17 protein-coding genes are annotated in these 24,490 nt (G+C 64.5%); 10 read left to right on the top strand and 7 right to left on the bottom strand.

Annotated elements, in window-relative coordinates; all coding sequences use genetic code 11:
- Positions 1-59 precede the first annotated feature (59 nt).
- The 3 genes from NNZ72_RS16370 to NNZ72_RS16360 form a co-directional block, all read right to left on the bottom strand.
- Complete coding sequence (locus NNZ72_RS16370) at positions 60-1,727, bottom strand: hypothetical protein (protein ID WP_257316461.1); 1,668 nt, start codon at positions 1,725-1,727, stop codon at positions 60-62.
- Positions 1,724-3,454: a hypothetical protein gene (locus NNZ72_RS16365; protein WP_257316460.1), complete on the bottom strand. Its 1,731-nt coding sequence runs from the start codon at positions 3,452-3,454 to the stop codon at positions 1,724-1,726. Before NNZ72_RS16365 ends, NNZ72_RS16370 begins: the two co-directional genes overlap by 4 nt.
- 253 nt (positions 3,455-3,707) lie before the next feature.
- Positions 3,708-4,340: a tyrosine-type recombinase/integrase gene (locus tag NNZ72_RS16360; RefSeq protein ID WP_257316459.1), complete on the bottom strand. Its 633-nt coding sequence runs from the start codon at positions 4,338-4,340 to the stop codon at positions 3,708-3,710.
- Positions 4,341-4,671: 331 nt separating this feature from the next.
- Here NNZ72_RS16360 and NNZ72_RS16355 point away from each other — a divergent pair, with 331 nt between their 5' ends.
- The 4 genes from NNZ72_RS16355 (at position 4,672) to NNZ72_RS16340 (ending at position 12,199) form a co-directional block, all read left to right on the top strand.
- Positions 4,672-8,697: a hypothetical protein gene (locus NNZ72_RS16355; RefSeq protein WP_257316458.1), complete on the top strand. Its 4,026-nt coding sequence runs from the start codon at positions 4,672-4,674 to the stop codon at positions 8,695-8,697.
- Between the two features lie 100 nt (positions 8,698-8,797).
- Complete coding sequence (locus tag NNZ72_RS16350; protein ID WP_257316457.1) at positions 8,798-9,748, top strand: DUF6615 family protein; 951 nt, start codon at positions 8,798-8,800, stop codon at positions 9,746-9,748.
- 427 nt (positions 9,749-10,175) lie between these two features.
- A complete protein-coding gene (locus tag NNZ72_RS16345; protein WP_257316456.1) occupies positions 10,176-10,634 on the top strand; it encodes a YbaK/EbsC family protein in 459 nt (152 codons plus the stop codon).
- Positions 10,635-10,906: 272 nt separating this feature from the next.
- Positions 10,907-12,199, top strand: coding sequence for an NCS2 family permease (locus tag NNZ72_RS16340; protein ID WP_257316455.1), 1,293 nt, complete (start codon positions 10,907-10,909; stop codon positions 12,197-12,199).
- A gap of 187 nt (positions 12,200-12,386) precedes the next feature.
- On the opposite strand, the gene NNZ72_RS16335 is transcribed toward NNZ72_RS16340, so the two are convergent.
- Together NNZ72_RS16335 and puuE are read right to left on the bottom strand one after the other, a co-directional pair.
- Positions 12,387-12,872 (bottom strand): ureidoglycolate lyase, encoded by a 486-nt coding sequence (locus NNZ72_RS16335; protein ID WP_257316454.1) that lies wholly within the window; start codon positions 12,870-12,872, stop codon positions 12,387-12,389.
- A 10-nt stretch (positions 12,873-12,882) separates the two neighbouring features.
- Entirely contained in the window at positions 12,883-14,301 is a 1,419-nt protein-coding gene (gene puuE, locus NNZ72_RS16330; RefSeq protein ID WP_257316453.1) for an allantoinase PuuE, read from the bottom strand.
- A gap of 162 nt (positions 14,302-14,463) precedes the next feature.
- Between puuE and uraH the strand changes: the two genes are divergently transcribed.
- From uraH to xdhC, 4 genes are read left to right on the top strand one after another with little or no spacing between them, the layout of a single operon-like run.
- Entirely contained in the window at positions 14,464-14,832 is a 369-nt protein-coding gene (gene uraH / locus NNZ72_RS16325) for a hydroxyisourate hydrolase (RefSeq protein WP_257316451.1), read from the top strand.
- Positions 14,833-14,835: 3 nt separating this feature from the next.
- Positions 14,836-16,317, top strand: coding sequence for a xanthine dehydrogenase small subunit (gene xdhA, locus NNZ72_RS16320; protein ID WP_257316450.1), 1,482 nt, complete (start codon positions 14,836-14,838; stop codon positions 16,315-16,317).
- A gap of 12 nt (positions 16,318-16,329) precedes the next feature.
- Entirely contained in the window at positions 16,330-18,660 is a 2,331-nt protein-coding gene (xdhB, locus tag NNZ72_RS16315; protein ID WP_257316449.1) for a xanthine dehydrogenase molybdopterin binding subunit, read from the top strand.
- Positions 18,661-18,663: 3 nt separating this feature from the next.
- Entirely contained in the window at positions 18,664-19,533 is an 870-nt protein-coding gene (xdhC, locus tag NNZ72_RS16310) for a xanthine dehydrogenase accessory protein XdhC (RefSeq protein WP_257316448.1), read from the top strand.
- Between the two features lie 132 nt (positions 19,534-19,665).
- Here xdhC and NNZ72_RS16305 read toward each other — a convergent pair whose 3' ends face one another.
- Positions 19,666-20,598 carry a LysR family transcriptional regulator gene (locus NNZ72_RS16305; protein WP_257316447.1) on the bottom strand — a complete coding sequence of 311 codons (933 nt, stop codon included), beginning with the start codon at positions 20,596-20,598 and terminating at the stop codon, positions 19,666-19,668.
- A 136-nt stretch (positions 20,599-20,734) separates the two neighbouring features.
- On the opposite strand from NNZ72_RS16305, the gene NNZ72_RS16300 reads away from it, so the two are divergent.
- Complete coding sequence (locus tag NNZ72_RS16300; RefSeq protein ID WP_257316465.1) at positions 20,735-21,967, top strand: urate hydroxylase PuuD; 1,233 nt, start codon at positions 20,735-20,737, stop codon at positions 21,965-21,967.
- Positions 21,964-23,298 carry a guanine deaminase gene (gene guaD, locus NNZ72_RS16295; protein WP_257316446.1) on the top strand — a complete coding sequence of 445 codons (1,335 nt, stop codon included), beginning with the start codon at positions 21,964-21,966 and terminating at the stop codon, positions 23,296-23,298. Before NNZ72_RS16300 ends, guaD begins: the two co-directional genes overlap by 4 nt.
- A gap of 187 nt (positions 23,299-23,485) precedes the next feature.
- Here guaD and NNZ72_RS16290 read toward each other — a convergent pair whose 3' ends face one another.
- Positions 23,486-24,331 (bottom strand): IclR family transcriptional regulator, encoded by an 846-nt coding sequence (locus NNZ72_RS16290; RefSeq protein ID WP_257316444.1) that lies wholly within the window; start codon positions 24,329-24,331, stop codon positions 23,486-23,488.
- Positions 24,332-24,490: the final 159 nt, after the last annotated feature.

The following is a 24,490-nucleotide window of genomic DNA, read 5'->3' as shown; positions in this document are numbered from 1 at the left end:
TCCATGGAAAGGCGATCACAGATCAGACGGCGGCTGCCAATGTGGGGGCAGAACACCGGTTACTGCCAAATGTGCACTGGTACAGGCATGCGATAGTGGCGACATGCCGTGAGTAGGATCGGGGTCAAGTGAATTCGAACAGCGCTTACTCGCTCATCCAGCGGATGCTCGTTCATTACGCGATTCAGGAGATCAAAAACGGCTTCGAGCGATTCGTTGAGTGGCAGGCCTGGTACCGACAACCCGTGATCTCGATCACCATCCCAGAATACTTCATCCGTTCGACGGTCCGGAACCCAGATTTGGTGGGTCATGTGCGGAGCGTACTCCAGCAGCGCGCTACGCAATCGCTCTGCGCGTTCCTGGTCTCCCATTATCGCAAGCCAAGCGAGAACAAAGGTATAGAGAATCCCCGCTCGTGTATGCTCTTCAAAGTATGTGTCGCTGCGGTCTTTGGGATGGACGAGGACGTCTCGATATACTGTCGTCGGCGTCGGATAGTGCCGCCGTAAGCTCAGCCCGTTGCATAGGCGATCGGACATTCCACGGATGTAGTCGGCGACGTTGTGAAGACGGCCGCGCACGTCTGCGAGACGCATGAAGAGGGCCAATTCGATCGCGAAGTCGTCGCGAATGGGGACGATGAGCGCCGGGTTAGCGTTCACTATCCCGATCGCTAGGTTAAGTACCTTATCAGCTTGTTCGTTCATCACTCGGCCGAACGTTTCGTCCTGCCCCGCGCTGAGCGCAGTCAACCACAGTCCGTGAAGCGACAACCTCCCCAGCGTCTCAAACAGCGCGATGTTGATGTCGACTGTGTTGCGTGAATTTACGGCCATCGATAGCGCGTAGCGCTTGTCGGCAAACGGCCCAATCTTCTCAACGAGAAGAAGGTGAGCGATGATCATGTAGAGTTTCACGACCTGATCGAAATGAGCAAGCCGCTCCTGTCGCGTTGACTCTTTGTCCAAACGGGTGCCATCGCAGTGCGGCCAACTGCGTAGCAGCACCAGCTCAGATGCTCGATACGCCGCCTCAAGGTTATCGGCGTCGCGAGCCCATACAAAGAGTATCCAAAGGCACAGATACGCCTTACGTAGCTGGCGTGTGCGCTCTGTCTGGTTCTTCGGCTCAATGAAGATGGCATTAAGCAAGTGACAGAAGTGCCGGTAAGCGACGTCGGGTTGATCTAGCATCGCGAGCGCCTTCTGGAACGCCCCCCGGTGCTCGCTCTCAATTAACTCTGCACGTAGCATGCCGCTGAGGATCAGATTCGCGAGGCGCTCTCCGTTCCACTCGGCGAAGTGAATGTTGGCTTTCTCGTTCGTACGGCAGAAGCCACTCCATTGGGCGCGAACATCCTCGCGCATCTCGCCGCCCATGCAGACACAAATGACTATAGGCAGATTCGTCAGGTGTGGCGGGATGCGGTTCGGAATATACTCATCCAGAACCTCGTTGAGCGATGGCCGTACGGCCTGCTGACCTGTATCCCAATGCTCTCTCGTCAAATCGCCGGACTTGATTGTGAACAGGAACAGGCTTCTAGCACCATCGCAATCAGGATCGGGGCCGACTGCAGCGACGTCGACACCGGCTTGCCGCGTGCCACGGCGGGGACGGGTTAAAACTTCAAACCCACTCTCAGCCAAGAGATCCGGAAGAATAGCATCGAGTTCATCGCGCTCCCGCAGCGAGCGCAGATAATGTGTAACGACAAGTTTCATCGCTGTTCCCGCGGCTCGAGCTTGAAGTGGATAAGCATATGGTCGAGACCGACGGGATCAACAATATCGAGGAGAGGTAATTCGGACGAAATCGAGAACGATTTCATCTCGGTTTCGGTCAGACTTGTGGTGCCATCACCGGTATAAATCGGCGTTAACGACGACTTACCGTACAGAATGTATTGTTTCGTGAAGAGGTCCTCAAGGATAGATTTCCGCCGCCCCCGCTCCATGCCTCGTTCCATCTGCTCGTGCCACTGAACACGCTCCGCCTCGCGCTGCGTTTCGCTGGGGTGCAGTTCGACAAGGCGTTCGATGCCCTTCATCGCATTCTGAAATGCGGTTTTACGTGCGAGCAGTTCAGCGAGGCCTGCGCCGTTCCTTCCGCCGTCCGTAACGTAGCGCTCAAGGTAATTCTTCAGCGCCCCGCCATAGCTCAGCAGCAGGGGATCGTAGATCAGATCGAGGACGTCATTCGCGATATCCGGAGATCCATCGCGAAGTACCGCTAACGGAATGACAACTGCGGCCAGCGGATCGATGAAGAACCATCCGACGGCCTTGCGGCAGAGGAATAGTTGGTCCGATGGGTCTGGTGGAAGCGACGACGTGGGGATGGAAAAAGGAAGGTCATCATTCCCGACACCGCAAACTTCGCTAGCCACGCATTTGCGAGTGTGCGTGCCCCCATTCAGCAGCCAGTACACAACCGCGCCACCCAGCACGTCAGAGCCTGCATTTTGCAGCGCGTGGTAGGTGGCCTGGAACGCGTCCAGCGTAATCCGACCCTTTGAACGATCTATCAATTCACCAAGTAGGCGCACCACAGGCTCGACGCACCCGGCGCCCACGAGTTGATATGTGGCATGGTCAATGTGCGATATCGTGCCAGTGTTATCTGGTTCAACGTAGGCAACGGCATCGAGACACAGATTTATGGCGTTCTCTGCAAGGCCTCCTCGGTGGAGCCAAAGCAGGTCTGCCGCAAGGTGAATCGCGAGCGGACTGCGCGTCTCAAGGACCCGGCCCAATTGTTCGTCGAAAGCGGCTGGTGCGGTTTCTTTTCGCTGTGCGGCAGCACGGTAGCCCGCCTCGAGGGACCGGAGGGCAGTGTCCTGATCTTCGCTGGACGCCGCTTGAAGCAGGGTGTCGAACACCTCGCCGTAGCGTTCACCCAACTCCATAGCACCCAAGGCCGAGATGGCCGCGAGCTTCGCTTCTCGCTCGTCAGATCGCGCGAACATAAGGGCTTGTTCAGCATCCGTGTTCATTCGAAGAACCGTGAACAATTGACGCAGAGCGAGCTTGTCGCCGGTACGTGCAGCTTCGTAGACACTGAGGGACCTGATTGGGTCTTTCTTGGTCCACTCCCCAAAAGCAGCACTCGGGGCGCCGGCGGCCAGATCGTTGCCGCCTGCATCGAGTAGGCGCGCAGCGAAGGAAAGAAGGATGTCCAGTTCTACGTTTAGAAGGGGTATCAGATCGCACAAAGTATGCTGGACGAGGAAAAAGCGCGGTCCATTCAGCTCTGCGAGCGCTTCTTCAATATGGAGGTCAATCGATGGTGCGTCGGTAGCGTTTAAAATGGTCGCAAGCGTCTCGATCAAGGCAGAATGATTATCGTCGAGACGCCGACACCCGCGATCCGCAACCGTGCGAACCAAGCCGCGTGTGCCGAGTTGCATAGCCAGTTCCATCTCGTCTATCGGTATCTCCTCTGCCGCCATCGTTCTGTCCGTTAGATCCTTGTCCCTAGTAGAAGACGTTGAGATTATGGGAACTTAAAAGATTCGCATATGGCGATCCTGTCTACCGTGCTGAATGGAGAATGTGGAAATCACCCTATATAAGCAATGATGGTTGTGTGAACGGACAGACCGGTTTTCAGAACGGCCAGGGTGCAGTCTGAATGGCTGGAATGGAGGCGCTTAGCAGCTTTCTGCCGAGGCGCGGCCCCGCTTAGCGCGAGGCCGCTCATTGTCAGATCTCTGTATGCTCCGCCAGTTCCAGCGCATCCTCTATGTCGACCCCGAGGTACCGGACCGTGTTTTCGATCTTGGTGTGTCCGAGTAGAATCTGGATCGCACGAAGATTGCCTGTCGCCTTGTAAATCATTGCAGCCTTCGTGCGTCGAAGCGAGTGTGTTCCGTAGTCCTCACGCCTCAGACCAATGGCCGTCACCCACTCGTCAACCAACCGGGCATATTGTCTAGTGCTGAGATGATCAGCGTGATCAACTCGACTGGGAAAGGCGTAGTCATCGACAGTTCCTCCCCTACGCTGAAGCCAGGCAAGCAGGCTTGCCCTGACCTCGGACGTGATCTCGAACTGTACGGGACGTCCAGTCTTCTGCTGAACGACCATGGCACGAGACCGAATTTCCTGACCTGTGACGAGGGTCCCAATTTTTATCTTAACGAGATCGCAGCCTCGAAGTTTGCTGTCGATGGCGAGATCAAACAGCGCGCGGTCTCTCATTCGCCCCTCTCGATCTAGGAAAAAGCGGACCGCCCAGATTTGGCGTTGCTTTAGCGGCTTCTTCACGCCCACTTGTCGGCCGGCGTTCCATGCCGGTCTGCCCAGCGCGGCAGGATCATATTGCGCGATACCCATTTAAGTTCTCCTCGGGCCAACCATTGGCCATAGGAAAAACGCGCAAAGTCTAGGTTTAAAGAGGGGGGCTGCTTGCTGACTGGCAGCTTGCGAAATGATGTTGTTGAAAGAGGCGATTGCATCGACCACCTAAGGTGAATTGTTCTAGGCTGCACGTGCTGAATCCAGAAGCAATCCTTCACAGAGTCAACGATGGCGGCTGACACAATAACAAACAAGGACTGGTATATTGCGCTCACAAGAGCGCCATCGTGGCTTCGCATTCTCTCGACAAACGAGCGCTTTTCTCCAACCGCACGTCGGTAGCGGCTTCAGAAGGGGGGCGCCATTGGTGACGGAATCCACCATCCAGTCTTTCAGTGCAGGCGAGCGGCTAGGCGACCCAGCCGGCGATCCCGCACGTGAAGCAGTCGCTTCGTTGCGAGGCTATGGCTACCAGCTCTATGCCTCAGCGCTGGCATGGCTGCGGTTGTCTGATAGTGAAACACTTTTTCTCGAAGTCGCCGAGGATTATGCGACCGCAGTGGGCGACGTACTCTCCGGCGTCCAAGTGAAAGACACGGCCGGCAGTGGCTCTCTGACCATCAACAGCCCAGGCGTTGCAGCGTCGCTCAATGCTTATGTCGATCTGGTCAGTCGAAATACGCACATGACCGTTACGCTGCGTCACTTAACTACCTCGCCCATCGGCCGAGAGCGTTCGGCAGAAAGTAGGATCGAGGATGGACCGACACTCGAATACTGGCGGCGCGCGGCCGCCGGCGCGCCAATTGCGCCTTTGCGTACACAATTATTGCGACTGAAGCTCAAGGCGGAGACCCGCGAGTTCATAGAGCTTCGCGATGACGATTCTCTGCGCGACGAGTTGATACGGCGTGTACATTGGGATGCTGGTCAAGCGCCCCTTGAAGGCGTTGCAGATGAATTGCAGTCCGGTTTGATCGAGTTCGCCACGGGCGTGCTTCGCCTGAATGCGGACGTGGGTCGCAAGATGGTCGATACAGTTATCACGACCATTTTGCGAACGTCTATCAAGTCCGAAAAGCGTCGACTGCGCCGTGCCGATCTGATCGAGCTTGGAGAGCAATTGGGGCGAGTGTCGCTCCCACGTGGCATCGTCGAGGCAATGCTTGGCGCGTCGGCGGGAATGGCCCCCTCGGCGCGTGAGACGCTACTTATGCTTGGCGAGATGGAGTCGGGCTCTGCTCCCGTGGCCGAAAGGAGCGAGCTAATTGGCGATGTAGAATATCAATTGTCGACGGCCGCGTTCGCGGTCGTTACCGGCAGTACTGGCATGGGTAAAACGCATGCCGCCGCGCGAGCTGCTATTCGGCGGCGTGGTTCTTGGAGCGTTGCGGATTTCCGGCGGGTGGATGCGCCAACCGCAGCGATGCGGCTCGCAACTGTGCTTGGTGAGCTAGTGGTGTCACCGGCCACAACAATTCTGCTCGACGACCTTGAATGTCTTGACGATCCATCGGTCCGTCGCGCAGTGAAAAAGTTGGTCACTGCGATGCACCGGCGAGGCGGCGCCGTGATCGTGACATCGGCTGCAGCGCCCGCCCGACGGTCGCTGGACGCGATTTGCGGATCGTTGGCAGTGGTCATCGAGGTACCGTATCTCACGATTGAGGAAGTCAGCGATCTAGTTGAGGCTGCCGGCGGCGCTCGCAGTCTCGGCCGGCTTATCCATCTGGCCGGTTCGGCCGGTCATCCCCAACTTGTTCAGGCTGCTATCCTGCATATGCGCGCAGCCGACTGGTCACGTGGCGCTATACGCGCGCTTCTCTGCGGGGAGGCGTCGGACATAACGGAAGAACGCCGCGTGGCCCGCGATCGGTTGATGTCGGCGATGCCTGACGGCGCGCGCACCATGCTGTTTCGCACGAGCCTCGTATATGGACGATTCTCACGGGCGCTAGCGGTCACCCTTGCTGATGTTGAACCGGCGATCGCGCATCCAGGAGTTGAAATCGATCGCCTAGTTGGCCCTTGGATCGAGCGGGTCGGCGGCGATCAATTGCGTGTGTCTCCACTCATCTCGACCGCCGGGCACGAAATACTCTCGCCGGCGGAGGGAACGCGCGTTCATCGTGCGGTCGCTGATTTCCTGCTGCAGTCTTCACCGCTGTCGGTCAACGAAGGAGATGCTCTCCTTTATCATGCAATGGAAGGCGGTGATCCTACACATCTGACTGGTTACGCGCATTCCGTACTGACAGCGTCGAGCGAGACGTTGGAGCTTCTCGCGCGCCACGCTCCGGCAATTGCCTCGCTCAAGACTGATCGGCTAATTTTCCCCGCAAATCCGACGATCTCCCTCATGCTACGACTAGCCCAGTTGCTGGTTACACTTGCAGGCGATGATGTGGAACGAGCTAGCGCGGCCTGGATTGCGATGCGCTCGGAATTGGCTGCTGGCGAGGAAGGTGCGAGATTCGAGATTGTCGTTCTTTCCAAGATACTGATTCAGACCACGATCGTTCACGCAATCCCCGAGTGGCTTGAGTTGCTCGTGCGCTTCGATGCTTTGTCGCAGATCGATGAGAGGCTGCGACAGGTCGCCGCCACAGTCCGAGACTCCCAGCGCCAGATCGGTGGTGAAATTCAGGGTTTCGCCTTCATCCATCAGGCGACGAAGCTGCGATCGACCCAGGCACTACGGGCTACCTTCGAGCAACTCGATAAATTGACCCCCGAGGTGCGAAACCGACTATTCTCAGGTCTCGATAGCGGGCCGGGCCATTACAGCTATGTAGTGGATGCTGCCTGGTTGCACAGTGCGAAGACCGAAAGCTTCGACGGGGGACAGGCGGCAGATGACTACAGAGCGATAGCGGAACTCGCTGAACGCTGGGGCAATGTTGCGCTCGCGGCGCGCTGCCATGCGGCACGGGCAACGATGCTGAACGAGTATGTGAAGGATTCTGTCCGCGCACTTGCCGCTCTCGGAGAGGCGGAAGCTCGCCTCGGGCCGGTGGCGTCGATTTCGCGTGCGCGTGCGAGGATCCAGTGGCAGTCGCGCAACCATGGAGCTGCACTGCGCGATCTGGAAGAAGTTTGGAATGACACGCAACAAAACCATGATGAGGTAGAGCGTGGGTTCATTGCCCGCGAAGCTGGAATCAGCGCTGCAGAGACCGGCGACTGGAAGTCGGCGCAGATATGGTTCGAGCGCGCTCGCATATGCTTCTCTGCTTTTGATATTGGCTCGTTGCCCTCGTTGAAGATTGGGTTACGTGCAGACGCCGCTCAAGCCGCATTCAAAGCAGGTGATGCTGCCGGAGCAATTGCCGGTTATGCGCAAGCGCTCGATGAGCTTCGGGACTTAGACCCCGACGCTTCGCTCAACGCAGCCTACTGCCACCGCGTCGTTCGCAACGCCGTACTATGGCTGATGCGAGAGACGCGCGGAACGCCGGTCGATTTTGAAGAGACCGTCCAGCCGCCAGGTGCATGCAGCAACCCGGACCCTGTAGAAGCAATCCGAGAACTTCCAATTGGTCCCTTAGATCTCGGGTGGTATCTTCTCGCAGATGCGGCTCTCGACTTGGGGCAGGTCCAATTCTTCCAAAGCCTTTATCAGCGACTTGGTGATGGCCCCATCTTGGGGCTTGAGGTTGGCCGCCAGAAGAAATTCGCTGACCACTTGTTGCTCACGCGAGATGTAGCTGCGCTGGTCTCGGCGTTACCAAGATATGGCGCGGGCTTGGCCTATCTCGAGGATAAGGGGATAGTGCAAAGTGTAGGCGACATTATGAACCCAACCAGGGGGATGCTGCCGGTCTGCGTTCTCGACGGGAGTGAGCCTGCAGCCGCACGGCGAGGTGCGGTCGACCTCGCAATCTCGTTCGCCATGGCGCGTGCAATGGAGGGTGATGGTGACTCGGTCCGCGCGCTCAGAGCTGCTCTTGAGGGAGAGGAATGGACCAGTGTCCGGGGATTGGCGCGCCTGATGGTCGGCTCCGAGGGAGAACCCCGCGATTTAGCTGAGCTTACAGCCACCTCGATCGCGGCGACGATTGAAGCCGATGGGTTGTCTGCCAATCCCAGGGTAGCGCTTGCAGCTACCATTAGATTTCTCCTCTGGGTGTCAGGGTCGGAATTTAAGTCGCGGTTGAAGAAGCCGTTACAAGATTGGGCCGTGGCGACTTGGAGTGTGATTGTAGAGCAGTCTCGCTTTAGGCTTCGCAATCCGCAAAAGACGGTGCCGGTGATTGATGAGGCTTTGGTTGCAGTATCCGATCCACTCGTCCAAGTCGCTCGTTTGGCATTGGCGGCCGAAGCCGCCGTGTCGGTAAGCGTTCCAGAGAATGTTCGGCGCATGTTGAGCGATTTGGCCCAAGAATGTACCTGAAAGCGAACTCCACCATATGGTACTTTGAGCGACGATCCCACATATCGCGCTCGCCCTGCCGCTCAACTGGCGGCGCCACGCCGCGGGAAGGCTGATACGGATGCTCTGCCAGCTCGCACATCATTTTCCGCCCTTCGTCGAAAGCTTCCTGGAGCGCTCCCGGCCGCTGCGGCGGCGGTTTCGCGAAGAGAGCGTTACCGACCTGCTGATGGGCAGCCTCATCACTGCGGGCGGACGGCGGATCATCGTCGAGTTTCCCGATGAGCCCGTCACCGGCGCGGACATGGAGTGGAACTTCGTCAACCCCGACGACGGCACGTTCTTCCGCATTCTGCTCCAAGCCAAGCAATGCTACGGCGGGGGCAGCATATGGACGCGCCACGGCTACAAGGAGTTGCTGCACCAGTCCGGTAGCGGCCGGAAGCTTCAGGCCTCAGTCCTGTGCGATACGGCGCGCGCGGCAACGGCGACCTATCCACTATACATCTTCTACAACCCCGCCAGCACCTGCGAGGCGGCGCGCGGGGCCGGCTTCACCGCCGTCACCGGCGCCAGCCTTGCCGACGGTTACCTGATCGAAGGCCTGGTCGTAGATGCAACCACCCGGGCGCTGCGGACCTGCAACAGGAGCCTTAAGGCGATTGCGCCGTTGCTGTTTCCGCTGACGGACCTGTTCTGCCCGCAGGTGGTCTTGGCGACGGGGCCACAGGCCTTTGCGCCAGGCGCTCCGGCGTTTCCGCTCGCCGTGGGCATAGCGGGCGGGCGGCCCGTTTTGGGCGTGCCCGTCCCGCCGACGCCGGCGGCGATCCGCCAGCGCATCATCGCCGCGCGCGAGGCGTTGACGAAAACCGGCATAAAGGAAACGGCTGCGGCACCGGGCGTGCCTGCCATCGCGGAACGGATACCGGACGATGTGAGTGCCGCGATCGAGCGGGCGCAGGCGCGTGCCCGGTCACAGCCGGGGCTACGCCGCTGGCGCATCACTTTTATATCGGCGAACCCCGTTGATAGTTACTCCGGGCCGGGCTTTATCAGGCGGAGGCAGCAGTGACTTTCAGGCGGCAATCTGAATAGCCGCTTTTGGGAGCAACTCTACCTACCCTGAGCGTCGACTATCGGGCGCATTGCAGTCATTCGGCGACAACTATTTTTCCATCAACATTGTAGTTGAGCATGCAGAATTGATTGAAATAAATAAGAATTGGAGCAGCTCAGAATTGAATGTTGGCATAATTGTTGGTACTGAATATATCAGTATCACTATAAATATAATATTAACAATTATTTACAAATATTGTTATTTGCCTCTTCTGGCACCATTTCCCTTCGAACGGATCGAGACCGTTCGGTTTTCCCACATGCAGAAAGCCGGCGCCCGGAGGCAGGGCCTTGATGTGGCGTGCCTTTTGCTGTTGCCTGACGCCCGTTGGTGAGTCGGGCCGGCCGGTCCGGCGCATGATAGCTGGTTGAACACATCCATGTCGCTCGAATCCGTCCGCACCTATTTCCAGGAACACGCTCCCGACATCGACGTCATCGTCACGGACGAAAGCTCCGCCACCGTCGCGCTCGCGGCCGCCGCCCACGGCGTCGAGCCCGCGCAGATCGCCAAGACGATCTGCCTGCGCGTCGGCGAGGAGACGATGCTGCTCGTCGCCAGCGGCACGGCGCGGCTCAGCAACCGCAAGTTCAAGGACCGCTTCGGCGGCAAGCCGCGCATGGCGGATGCCGGGCTGGTGCTTGCCGCGACCAGTCATCCGCCGGGCGGCGTGTGCCCCTTCGGCCTGCCCGCGCCGCTTCCGGTCTATTGCGACGTGTCGCTGAAGGCCTTCGAGGAGGTGGTGCCGGCGGCCGGCGCGACGAACGCCGCCGTGCGCATCGCGCCCCGGCGCATGGCCGGGCTGACCGCCGCCGAATGGGTCGACGTCTGCGAATGAACGCCCGGCCGCCGCGGGCATTTATTGAAAGAGTTTCGCGGAAAAGCAGGGAAATTCCCCGCTGGCGCAAGCGCGGCGCAGCAAGCACTATGCCCGGACCGTGATCGCGGCGGCCTTCCAGCGGAAGAGCCGGCGCGGGCGGACGCGGAACGATCCGCGGACGGGCACCCGGCCAAAGCCGGTCCCGTCAAAGGCCGGGCGGCGGGGGAGCGTGTCCGCCCGGCCGATTGTCGCAAGGCGGCGCCGGACGGCGCGCGCCATGGGGAGGAAACATGTTTGAACGGCTTTTCAGGCTGAATGAGCACAACACGTCCGTCCGCACCGAGCTGGTCGCGGGCCTGACGACGTTTCTCACGATGTCCTACATCATCTTCGTCAACCCGGACATCCTGTCGACCACCGGCATGGACCGCGACGCGGTCTTCGTGGCGACCTGTCTTGCCGCCGCCCTCGGCTCGGCGGTGATGGCGCTCGTCGCCAACTGGCCGATCGGCATGGCGCCGGGCATGGGGCTCAACGCCTTCTTCGCCTTCACGGTGGTCGCGGCCCTCGGCTTCACCTGGCAGCAGGCGCTCGGCGCGGTGTTCATCTCGGGCGTCATCTTCGTCTTGCTGACCGTGACGGGTGTCCGCAGCTGGCTGATCGCCGGCATCCCGCATTCGCTCCGGAGCGCCATCGCCGCCGGTATCGGCCTCTTCCTCGGCATCATCGCGCTGAAGAGCGCCGGCATCGTCGTCGACAATCCGGCCACCCTGGTCGGCCTCGGCGACCTCAAGCAGACCGGGCCGCTGCTCGCCATCCTCGGCTTCTTCGTCATCGCCGTGCTCGACGCGCTGCGCGTCAAGGGCGCGATCCTGATCGGCATCCTCGCCGTCACCGTGCTCTCCTGGATCCTCGGCGTCAGCCAGTTCCAGGGCCTCGTCTCGGCGCCGCCGTCGATCCTGCCGACCTTCCTGCAGCTCGACATCGTCGGCGCGCTGCACGGCGGCCTGCTGCACGTCATCCTCGTCTTCGTGCTGGTCGAGGTCTTCGACGCGACCGGCACGCTGATCGGCGTCGCCAAGCGGGCGAAGCTCATCGAGGAGGGCAAGCCGAGCCGGCTCGGCCGGGCGCTGCTCGCCGACAGCACCGCCATCGTCGCCGGCTCCATGCTCGGCACGAGCAGCACCACCGCCTATGTCGAGAGCGCCTCGGGCGTGCAGGCGGGCGGGCGCACGGGGCTGACGGCGCTCGTCGTCGCCGTCCTGTTCCTTGCCGCGCTGTTCATCGCGCCGCTCGCCGGCTCGGTGCCGAGCTATGCGACCGCGCCGGCGCTGCTCTACGTCGCCTGCCTGATGATCCGCGAGCTGATCGACGTCGAATGGGAGGACCTGACGGATGCAGCACCCGCCGCGCTCACCGCGCTCGCCATGCCCTTCACCTACTCGATCGCCAACGGCCTCGCCTTCGGCTTCGTCAGCTACGTCGTCTTGAAGGCGGCGACCGGCCGCTGGCGCGACATCCACCCGGCGACGCTGCTGGTGGCGATCCTCTTCGTCGTCCGCTTCGCCTTCTTCGCGGAGTAGGCGGAAGCACTGCGACGAAAGGAGAAGGGCCGCGTGGGGAGCGCGGCCCTTCCTGTTTTTTTCCCCGCGACCATCGCGGATGCTTGTCCCTTCGGTGGCGGGTGCGGATGATCCGCCGGCGCTGCGCCATGCGGCATCATCCCACCCGGCTTCCGGTCCGACCCTTCCCGCCGAGGGGGCAAAGCCCTTAGCCGACGAGGAAGGGCTCGTCGTAGAAATATTCCTCCAGGTTGACGCCCTCGCCCCCGCGATCGACGACGACGAAGTCGGAGACGGCGTCGAGCGGCGTCAGGATGCCGTGCCAGACGTTGCGGGCGATGTTGACGCCCTGGCCCGGCGCGGTGCGGAAGGCGATGGGCAGGCCGGGGCCCGCCGCCGTCTCCTCCGCCACCACGACGAGGAAGGGGTTGGGGGAAAGCGGGATAAAGGCCTGGCTGCCGAGCGGGTGGCGCTCGACCATCGTCAGGGTCAGCGGCAGGGCGTAGGGCTCGCCGCGGAGGAGGCTGATCATCGGCCGGGCCTTCTCGCCCGCCGTCTCGATCCTCGCGAGATCGTGGTAGCGGATGCATCTTCCCGCGTTGATCGGGAAAGAGGCCGCCCCCTCCCGCTCGATGACGTCGCCGAAGGGCGCGAAGGCGTCCCGCGTCAGCGGGCGGATATCGACCGTCCTCATCCGTCCCTCCTCACGCCGGCAGCAGGGCGGCGAGCCGCAGGAGCGCGATCCGCTCCACCTGGCGGCAGGCGGTCTCGAACTCGGTGTTGCGGTCGTTTTCGATGCGCGCCTCGAAGGCGGCGAGGATGTCGGCCTTGCCGTGGCCCCTGACGGCCATGATGAAGGGGAAGCCGAAGGTCTCGACATAGCGGTCGTTGAGAGCGGTGAAGCGCTCGCGCTCGGCGTCGGTCAGCGCGTCGAGGCCGGCGCCGGCCTGCTCGGCGGTCGAGTTCTCGGTGAGGCGCTTCGCCATGGCGAGCTTGCCGGCGAGATCGGGATGGGCCTTCAGCACGCCGAGCCGCTCATCCTCGCTCGCTGCGCGGAACTGGAAGGCGAGGGCGGCGTGGAGGCCCACCGCCGTGTCGTTCGCCGGCGAAAGTTCCGCCTCGAAGGCGCGGCGGGCGATCCAGTCGGAATGCTCGAAGATGCCGCCGAAGCGGGCGACGAAATCCTCCTCCGGCAGCCGCGAGGGGCGCTGCGCGTCCGCCGCCGGCGGATGGGCCTTCGCCCAGTGGGCGGCGATGTCGATGCGCCGGGCGAGCCAGACCTTCTCGTGGCTCTTGACGTAGTCGACGAAGCGGGCGAGTGCGGCCGCCCGGCCGGGCCGGCCGACGAGGCGGCAATGCAGGCCGACGCTCATCATCTTCGGGCTGCCGGCGGCACCCTCCGCATAGAGCACGTCGAACGTGTCCTTGAGATAGGCGAAGAACTGGTCGCCGGAATTGAAGCCTTGCGCGGTGGCAAACCGCATGTCGTTGGCGTCGAGCGTGTAGGGGATGACGAGCTGCCGGCGGCCGGCATGCTCGTGCCAGTAGGGCAGGTCGTCGGCATAGCTGTCGGAGACATAGGCGAAGCCGCCCGCCTCGGTGACGAGGTCGACGGTGTTGACGGAGCAGCGGCCGGTGTACCAGCCGCGCGGCCGCTCGCCGGTGACGAGCGCATGCAGGCGGATCGCCTCGGCGATGGCGGCCGCCTCCTCCTCGCGTTCCATGTCCTTGTGCTCGACCCATTTCAGCCCGTGCGAGGCGATCTCCCAGCCCGCCTCGCGCATGGCCGCCACCTGCGCCGGGGAGCGCTGGAGCGCCGTCGCGACGCCGTAGACCGTCACCGGCACGTCGCGCTCGGTGAAGAGGCGGTGGAGCCGCCAGAAGCCGGCGCGGGCGCCGTAGTCGTAGATCGATTCCATGTTCCAGTGGCGCTGGCCGGGCCAGGCCGCGGCGCCGACGATCTCGGACAGGAAGGCCTCGGAGGCCTTGTCGCCGTGCAGCACGCAGTTCTCGCCGCCCTCCTCGTAATTGACGACGAATTGCACGGCGATCCGCGCGCCGCCCGGCCAGACGGCGTCGGGCGGCGTGGGGCCGTATCCGTGGAGATCGCGCGGATAGCGCATGGTTTCATCCTCCCATCTTGATGACGGCGAAATTTCTAGCCACGAATCGCGCGCGTCATTCCCCGCGAAAATTTTGAAAGTCTCGAAGGATCATCCCGCTTTCCCGAAGCAATGGCTTGGCGGATAGTGGAGGGAGGTATGCTGCGTTCTGGAGGAGAGACCATGCAGGCTCACACGCAATCGGGCGGACGGCTGACGACCCACGTGCTGGACACGGCGCGCGGCCGGCCGGCGCGGGGCCTGCGCATCGAGCTCTTCCGTATCGAGGGCGAGGCGGCCCGGCCGATCACGACCGTCACGACCAACGACGACGGGCGCTGCGACGCGCCGCTGCTTTCGGGGGCCGAGATGGAACGCGGCGTCTACGAGCTGCGTTTCCATGCAGGCGACTATCTCGGCCGCGGCGAAGGCGACGGGCCGCTCTTCCTCGACGTGATCCCGCTGCGCTTCGGCATCGCCGATCCGCGCGCGCACTATCACGTGCCGCTGCTCCTGTCGCCCTACAGCTATTCGACCTACCGGGGGAGCTGAGCCATGGCCGCCGCGATCCGCAATTCCGTCCGTTTCCTGCTGAACCACGCGCCGGTGACGCTTGCCGATGTCAGGCCGGCCGACACGCTCCTCGATTTCCTGCGCCTCTCCCGCCGGCTCACCGGCACCAAGGAGGGCTGCGCGGAGGGCGACTGCGGCGCCTGCACGGTGCTCGTCGGCCGGCTCCTCGACGGGCGGCTGAAATACGAATCGGTCAATGCCTGCATTCGCTTCGTCGCCTCGCTCGACGGCTGTCACGTGGTGACGGTAGAGGCGCTCTCCGCCCCCGGCGGGCCGCTGCATCCGGTGCAGCAGGCGATGGTCGACCATCACGGCTCGCAATGCGGCTTCTGCACGCCGGGCTTCGTCATGTCACTCTACGGCCTGTGGATGGAGAAGCCGAAGCCGAGCGTCGCCGAGATCGAGAAGGCGCTGCAGGGCAATCTCTGTCGATGCACGGGCTATGCCGCGATCATCCGCGCCGCCGAGGCGATCTCCTCGATCGGCGAGCGCGACCGCGACCCGCTGGTGGCCGAGCGCGCGGCGATCACGGAAAAGCTTTCGGCGCTGAAGGACGGCTGCCGCGTCGTGGTGGAAGGCGACGGCGGGCGCGTGGTGTTGCCGGGTTCGCTCGATGATTTCGCCGCGCTCTACGCCGCCGAGCCGAAGGCGACCATCGTCGCCGGCTCGACCGACGTCGGGCTCTGGGTGACGAAGTTCATGCGCGACATCTCGCCGGTCGTCCATATCGGCCATCTCGACGAATTGCGGCGCATCACCGTCGACGAGCGCGGCGTCACGCTCGGCGCCGGCGTCAGCTATACCGAGGCGCTGCCGGCCGTCACCCGGCATTTCCCCGAGCTCACCGAGCTCTGGAACCGCATCGGCGGCGAGCAGGTGCGCAACATGGGCACCGTCGGCGGCAACATCGCCAACGGCTCGCCGATCGGCGACACGCCGCCGGCGCTGATCGCGCTTTCCGCCACGCTGACGCTGCGCCGGGGCGACGAGCGCCGCACGCTGCCGCTGGAATCCTTCTTCATCGAATACGGCAGGCAGGATCGCAGGCCGGGCGAGTTCGTCGAGGCCGTGACCATCCCGCCGCGCCATCCGGCCGACCGGATCGCCGTCTACAAGATCTCCAAGCGGCTGGAGGAGGACATCTCCGCCGTCTGCGGCGCGTTGCGCGTCCGTGTCGATAGCGCGGGCGTCATCGAGGAGGCCGTGATCGCCTTCGGCGGCATGGCGGGCACGCCGAAGCGGGCGAGCCATGCCGAGGACGCCCTTGTCGGCAAGCGCTTCGAGGCGCAGAGTTTCGAGGCGGCGGCGCAGGCGCTGGCCGAGGACTACACGCCGCTCACCGACTGGCGTGCCTCGGCGCAGTACCGGCTCATGGTGGCGCAGAACCTCGTCCGCCGCTTCCATCTGGAGCAGGACGGGGCCGAGCCGGTGCGGCTCGACCGGACGATCCCGGCGGCGGTCTGAGAGGAGAAGACGATGAACGTCATGCAACCCATCGAGCGCATAAAGGGCGGCGTGCACGAGAAGGAGCGCCACGAATCCGGCCACAAGCACGTCACCGGCACCGCCGAATATATCGACGACATGCCGGAGCCCGCCGGCCTCCTGCACGCCTATCTCGGCCTCTCCCAGCGCGCGCACGCCAAAATCCTCGGCATCGACTTCTCCGCCGTGGAAGCGAGCCCCGGCGTCGTCGGCATCCTGACGGCGAAGGACATCCCCGGCGAGAACGACGTCAGCCCCGCCCACCTGCATGACGACCCGGTCTTCGCGACCGACCGCGTCGAATTCCACGGCCAGCCGGTCTTCGCCGTCATCGCCGAGACGCGCGAGGCCGCACGGCGGGCGGCGGCGAAGGTCAGGGTCGACTACGAGGACCTGCCGCATGTCGTCGACGTCGCCGAGGCGGCGGACGCCGGCTATCCGCTCGTCGTCACGCCGATGACGCTCGAGCGCGGCGACATCGAGGCCGGCTTTTCGCGGGCGCGGCATGTCGTCGAGGGCGAGATGCGGATCGGCGGGCAGGACCATTTCTATCTCGAGGGGCAGATCTCGCTTGCCGTGCCCGGCGAGGACGACGAGGTGGCGCTCTGGTGCTCGACGCAGCATCCGAGCGAGACGCAGCACATGGTCGGCCAGGTGCTCGGCGTCGCCTCGCACGCCGTCACGGTCAACGTGCGGCGCATGGGCGGCGGCTTCGGCGGCAAGGAGACGCAGGCGAACCTGTTCGCCGCCGTCGCGGCGGTCGCGGCGAAGAAATTCGGCAGGGCGATAAAAATCCGGCCCGACCGCGACGACGACATGACGGCGACCGGCAAGCGCCACGATTTCCGGGTCACCTACAGGATCGGCTTCGACGGCGACGGGCGGATCGAGGCGGTGGACGCGACCTATGCGGCGCGCTGCGGCTTCTCCGCCGACCTCTCCGGCCCCGTCACCGACCGCGCGCTGTTCCATGCCGACAACTGCTACTTCTATCCCGACGTCAGGCTGCGCTCGGCGCCGCAGAAGACCAACACCGTCTCCAACACCGCCTTCCGCGGCTTCGGCGGGCCGCAGGGCATGGTCGGCGGCGAGCGGATGATCGAGGAGGTCGCCTATGCGCTCGGCAAGGACCCGCTGGAGATCCGCCGGCTGAATTTCTACGGCGGCGAGGGGCGCAACCTCACGCCCTATCACCAGACCGTCGAGGACAACATCATCGGCCGCATCGTCGACGAGCTGGAGGCCTCGGCCGACTACCAGGCGCGTCGGAGCGCGATCCTCGCCATCAACGAGAAAAGCCGCGTCATCCGCAAGGGGATCGCGCTCACCCCGGTGAAGTTCGGCATCTCCTTCACCAAGACCGAGTTCAACCAGGCGGGCGCGCTGGTGCTCGTCTATGCCGACGGTTCGATCCAGCTCAACCACGGCGGCACGGAGATGGGGCAGGGGCTCTACACCAAGGTGGCGCAGGTGGTGGCGGACGAGTTCCAGGTCGACCTCTCGCGCATCCGCGTGACGGCGACCACGACGGGCAAGGTGCCGAACACGTCCGCGACCGCCGCCTCCTCCGGCTCCGACCTCAACGGCATGGCCGCGGCCGATGCCTGCCGGCAGATCAAGGCGCGGCTTGTCGCGTTTGCCGCGGAGCGCCATGGCGTGCCGGAGAGCGAGGTCGTATTCGAGCCGAACACGGTGCGGATCGGCGCGGAGCGGATCGCCTTCTCCGACTTCATCGCCGCGGCTTATGCGGCGCGCGTCCAGCTCTCGGCGGCGGGCTTCTACAAGACGCCGAAGATCCACTGGGACCGGGCCGCCGGGCGCGGCCGGCCGTTCTTCTACTATGCCTACGGCGCCTCCTGCTCGGAGGTCTCCGTCGACACGCTGACGGGCGAATACCAGGTCGACCGCGCCGATATCCTGCACGACGTCGGCCGCTCGCTGAACCCGGCCATCGACCTCGGCCAGGTGGAGGGCGCCTTCGTGCAGGGCATGGGCTGGCTGACGACCGAGGAACTGTGGTGGGATGCGAAAGGGCGGCTCAGGACCCACGCGCCCTCCACCTACAAGATCCCGCTCGCCTCCGACCGGCCGCGCGTCTTCAACGTCAGGCTCGCCGAATGGTCCATCAACCGCGAGGAGACGATCCGCCGCTCCAAGGCGGTGGGCGAGCCGCCCTTCATGCTGGCGATCTCCGTGCTGGAGGCGATCTCCATGGCGGCGGCGAGCGTCGCGGACTACAGGATTCCGCCGCGCCTCGACGCGCCGGCGACGCCCGAGCGCGTGCTGATGGCGATCGAGCGGCTGAAGGCCGCGAGGAGATAGGCCATGCCGGCGCGCGAGGACATCCGCGATTTCCTGCGCCGGGAGAAGGCGTCGGTCCTCGTCGAGGTGACGGGGGCGGCGGGCTCGACGCCGCGCGACACGGACGCCTGGATGCTCGTCTCGGAGGGCGCGATCTTCTCGACGATCGGCGGCGGCCAGCTCGAATACATGGCGATCGACGAGGCGCGCCGGGCGCTGCGCTCCGGCCGCGCCGCGGGGCCGATGAACGTGCCGCTCGGGCCGGAGATCGGCCAGTGCTGCGGCGGCCGGGTGGGGCTTTCCTTCGCCGCGGTCGATGCGGCGCTTGCCGAGCGGCTCGTCGCCCGCGCGGACCGGGAGATGGCCGAGCGGCCGCATGTCTACGTCTTCGGCGCCGGCCATGTCGGCGATGCGCTCGCCATGGCGCTGTCGCTTTCGCCGCTGCGCGTCGTGCTGGTCGACACGCGCGAGGCGGAGCTTGTCGCCTCCGCCGTGCCGGGCATCGAGACCTGCCTCACCGCGATGCCGGAGGCGGTGGTGCGCGCCGCGCCCGCCGGCAGCAGCTTCGTCATCCTCACCCACGACCACGCGCTCGACTTCCTGATCGCCGCCGAGGCCCTGAAGCGGCAGGACGCCGCCTATGTCGGCATGATCGGCTCGAAGACCAAGCGCGCCACCTTCCGCAACTGGCTCTCCCGCGAGATCGGCCGGCCGGAGACCTTCGAGCGCCTCACCTGCCCGATCGGCGGCACGGCGCTGAAGGACAAGCGGCCGAGCGTGATCGCGGCCCTTGCCGCGGCGGAAATCCTGACGGCGGCCCTTAGCTGGGAAGGCACACCAGTGCCGCAATCCCCTTCTCCCCTCGGGGAGAAGGTGGCCCGAAGGGCCGGATGAAGGGGGCAAAGTGCGGGAGGTCGCTTCCAGCGCCCCCCTCATCCCGCTGCCGCGACCTTCTCCCCGAGGGGAGAAGGGGCAGGAGGCACCTTCATCATTCCATAGGCGCGTGTCTGCCGCCGGTACCGTTCCTCAGTCGCCGACCGCCTCGCCGGCGAGGATGCGGCCGATCAGCCGCTGACAGCGCTCGGCCATGAAGTCGATGATGAGCCGCACCTTCGGGTCCTGGAAGCGCTTGTGCGGGTAGATCGCCGCAAGCTGCACGGGGGCGGGCGGCGTGTCCTGAAGGATCGCCACCAGCGCGCCGCCGTCGATATGCTGCTTCACCTCGAACAGCGGCTTGTTGATGATGCCGTGGCCGGCGAGCGCCCAGCCCGTCAGCACGTCGCCGTCGTCGCTGTCATAGGGGCCGGCGATCTCGAGCTTGCGCAGGCCGCCCGGCATCTGCAGCGTCCAGTAATATTCCTTCGAGCCCGGATAGCGCAGCAGCAGGCAGTCGTGCTTCTCCTCGATCAGCGCATCCGGGGTGGCCGGCACGCCGCGCCGCTCGAGATAGGCGGGGGCGGCGCAGATCACCCGCTCGCAATTGAGGATGCCGCGCATGCGCAGGTTCGAATCCTCCAGCACGCCGAGCTTGAAGGCGACGTCGACGCCCTCGCTGAGGATGTCGATATTGTGGTCCGACAGGCGCAGCCTGACCTCGATCTCCGGATAGCGGTCGTGGAACTCCGGCACGCCGGAGGCGATCAGCCGGCGGCCGATGCCGAGCGGCGCGGTGATCCGGAGCGATCCCTTCGGGTTGCGCGAGAGGTCGGCGATCGCGCCTTCCGCCTCGTTCACCGCCTCGATGATCTTCACCGCGCCCTCGTAGAAGACGCGGCCGTGCTCGGTCGGCGAGAGCTTCCGGGTGGTGCGGTTGAACAGGCGCACCCCGAGATGGCGCTCCAGCTCCTTGATGCGGTTCGAGGCGACGGCCGGCGTCACCCGCTGGTCGCGGCCGGCCGCCGACAGGGTCCCCAGTTCCACCACGCGGACGAAGACGCGCACATTATCGAGATAGGACATGGCTTTTTGTAGCACATCGGGCGGCCGGTCACAGAGGGGTGCGATCTTCTAGTTTTTTTTGAAAGTGTTGGGGATATCGCGGGATTTCCGCGAAAATCGCGCGATGGCAGTAATCTCGCAGGAATGGGAGGCCTCCATGTACGAATATGCCATCGCCTGGGACTGGCTGACATTCGCCGTCCGCTGGCTGCACGTCATCACCGCCATCGCCTGGATCGGCTCGTCCTTCTACTTCGTCGCGCTCGACCTCGGGCTGAAGAAGCACGCAAGCCTTCCGCCCGGCGCCTACGGCGAGGAGTGGCAGGTGCACGGCGGCGGCTTCTACCACATCCAGAAATACCTGGTGGCGCCGGCCAACATGCCGGAGCACCTCGTCTGGTTCAAATGGGAGAGCTACGTCACGTGGCTCTCCGGCTTCGGCATGCTCTGTCTCGTCTACTATGCCGGCGCCGACCTCTACCTGATCGACCCGAACGTGCTCGACGTGTCGAAGCCGGTGGCGATCGCCATCTCGCTCGGCTCGCTCGCGCTCGGCTGGGTGCTCTACGACCTCCTCTGCAGGTCGTCCTTCGGCAACGACAACACGCGGCTGATGGTGGCGCTCTACTTCATCCTCGTCGTGATCGCCTGGGGCTACACGCAGCTCTTCACCGGGCGGGCCGCCTTGCTGCACCTCGGCGCCTTCACGGCGACGATCATGTCGGCCAACGTCTTCTTCATCATCATCCCGAACCAGAAGATCGTCGTCGCCGACCTGATCGCCGGCCGCACGCCCGACGCCAGGTACGGCCGCATCGCCAAGCAGCGCTCCACCCACAACAACTACCTGACGCTGCCCGTGCTGTTCCTGATGCTGTCGAACCACTATCCGCTGGCCTTCGCGACGGAGTTCAACTGGGTGATCGCCTCGCTGGTCTTCCTGATGGGCGTCACCATCCGGCACTGGTTCAACACCCGCCATGCCGGCACCGGCAACCCGACCTGGACCTGGCTTGCCACCGCGCTCCTCTTCGTCGCCATCATGTGGCTCTCCACCGTGCCGAAGGCGCTGACGGGGGAGACGGACGTCGGCGCGGCGCAGCAGCCGTTCCTGACGGCGGAGGCCTTCCCGCAGGTGCGCGACACCGTGCTCGGGCGCTGTTCCATGTGCCACGCGCAGGAGCCCGGCTGGGAGGGCATCGTCGTGCCGCCCAAGGGCGTGACGCTGGAGAGCGACCGCGACATCGCCGCCCACGCCCGCGAGATCTACCTCCAGGCGGGGCGCAGCCACGCCATGCCGCCCGCCAACGTGACCGCCATTTCCGACGAGGAACGCCGCCTCATCGTCGCCTGGTACGAGGCCGCCGTGACCAGGGGAGAAATCCGATGAGCGAATGCCTGATCCGCGGCCGCCTGCTCACCTTCCTCGACGAGCCGAAGGGCATCGACGACACGGCGGCCTGGCGCTACGAAGAGGACGGCGCCGTGCTGGTGCGCGACGGCAAGGTGGTCGAGAGCGGCGACCACGCCGCGATCCGCCGGCTCGCCGGCCCCGGCGTTCCGGTCGCCGACCACCGGCCGCACCTCATCCTGCCCGGCCTCATCGATACGCATCTGCATTTCCCGCAGACGCAGGCGATCGCCTCCTACGGCGCGCAGCTCCTCGAATGGCTGAACACCTATGTCTTCGTCGAGGAGCAGAAGTTCCGCAATCGCGCCCACGCCGATTTCGTGGCGGAGCGCTTCCTCGACGAGCTCATCGCCAACGGCACGACCACGGCCGTCGCCTATTGCTCGGTGCATCCGGAGAGCGTCGAGGCCTATTTCTCTGCGGCCGAGGCGCGCGGCATGCGCATGGTCGGCGGCAAGGTGATGATGGACCGCAACGCCCCGGACGCGCTCACCGACACGCCGCAGCGCGGCTACGACGAGACGAAGCGGCTGATCGAAAAATGGCACGGGCGCGGGCGCGCGCATTACGCGATCAGCCCGCGCTTCGCCATCACCTCGACGCCGGAGCAGCTGGAGATGGCCGGGGTGCTCGTCGCCGAGCATCCGGACTGCTACGTGCAGACGCATCTTTCGGAGAACCGCGACGAGATCGCCTTCGCCACCTCGCTCTATCCGCAGGCGAAGGACTATACCGACATCTATGCCGGCCACGGCCTGCTGACGGACAGGATGCTGCTCGGCCACTGCATCTATCTGAGCGACCGCGAGGTCTCGGTGCTGGCCGAGACGGGGGCTGTCGGCGTCTTCTGCCCGACCTCCAACCTCTTCCTCGGCTCCGGCCTGTTCGACCGCGACCGGTTCGAGCGGGCGGGCGCGCGCTGGTCGGTGGCGACCGACGTCGGCGCGGGCACCAGCTTCTCCATGCTGGAGACGATGGACGAGGCCTACAAGGTGCTGCACCTGCAGGGCCAGCGGCTGACGCCCTTCAACGCCTTCTACCGCATGACGCTCGGCAATGCCCGTGCGCTCGGGCTGGAGAGGCACATCGGCTCGCTGCATGCGGGGGCGGACGCCGACATCGTCGTGCTCGATTCGCGGGCGAAGCCGGCGATGGATTTTCGCATGCGGACGGCGACGACGCTGGCGGAGGAGCTCTTCATCCTGCAGACGATGGGCGACGACCGCTCGGTGGCCGAGGTCTATGTCGCCGGCCGGGCGATGAAGGGCAAGCCCGGCAAGACGCCGGCGCGGGTGCCGGAGACGGCCTGACGGGATTGCCCCGCCATACCCCCCTCTGGCCTGCCGGCCATCTCCCCCTCAAGGGGGGAGATCGGCAAGAGGTGGGCTTCCCGCTTTAATCGCTACGTTGGCAATGGGCGAGACGGCACCCCATCCAATCTCCCCCTTGAGGGGGAGATGCCCGGCAGGGCAGAGGGGGGTGAAGAGGCCTTGGCGTCTACGCACCGCCCGGCCACCGCCCGCCCATCGCCTTCGTCAGCCCCTCCGCCGCCGCCTGCACGACCGGGCCGATGGCGGCGATCTTTCCGTCCGGCAGGCGCACCGCCGGGCCGGACACGGAAATGCCGGCGATGGCCTCGCCGTACTCGTCGAAGACCGGGACGGCGACGCAGCGCATGCCGAGCGTGTGCTCCTCGTCGTCGATCGACCAGCCGCGGGCGCGGATTATCGCGATGTCGGCGAGAAGGGCGGGCAGCGTGTCGCGGGTCGACGCGGTGAAGCGCTCCAGCGGCCTATCGGCCAGCAGCGCCGCGATGCGCCCGTCGTCCCAGGTCGACAGGATCGCCTTGCCGATGCCGGAGGCGTGGATCGGCCCGCGCCGGCCGGGGCGGAAGAAGGCGCGCATCGGCGCGTGGCTCTCCGCCTGGGCGAGGAAGACGACGTCGCCCGCCTCCTCGATGGCGATATTGGCCGTCTCGCCGCAGCCCTCCACCAGGTTTTTCAGGAAAGGCCGGCTCACCGCGCCGAGCTTGCGGAAGCGCAGATAGGCCGTGCCGATCTCGAAGGCCTTCACGCCGATGGTCCAGGCGCCGGTCTCCGCGTCGTGCGCCACCATGCCGTGGGCGGCGAGCGAGGTGAGCAGGCGGTGCACCGTCGACGGCGCCATGCCGGATTCCTCGGCAAGCCAAGTGAGCGCCGCCCCGTCGGCCTGCGCGACGAGGTCGAGCAGCCTCAGGCTGCGGTCGAGCACCTGCACCGATGCGGGGGCCGCGTTCTCGCCCGCCTTGCGGCCGGGCCGCCCCCTCGTCTTCTCGTGCACGACCATGCTTTTCTCCCGCGACATGGCCCCCTCATCCGGCCCTTCGGCCACCTTCTCCCCGCCGGGGAGAAGGAGATTGTCCGCAACGGTCCGTTTTCCCCTTCTCCCCATCGGGGAGAAGGTGCCGGCAGGCGGACGAGGGGGCTTCCGATAGCCCTTCAATTCCATAACCGTCCCGCGCCG

Source organism: Shinella pollutisoli (assembly GCF_024609765.1).
Taxonomy (GTDB): Bacteria; Pseudomonadota; Alphaproteobacteria; order Rhizobiales; family Rhizobiaceae; genus Shinella; species Shinella pollutisoli.
This window is presented reverse-complemented; position numbering and strand designations above follow the sequence as displayed.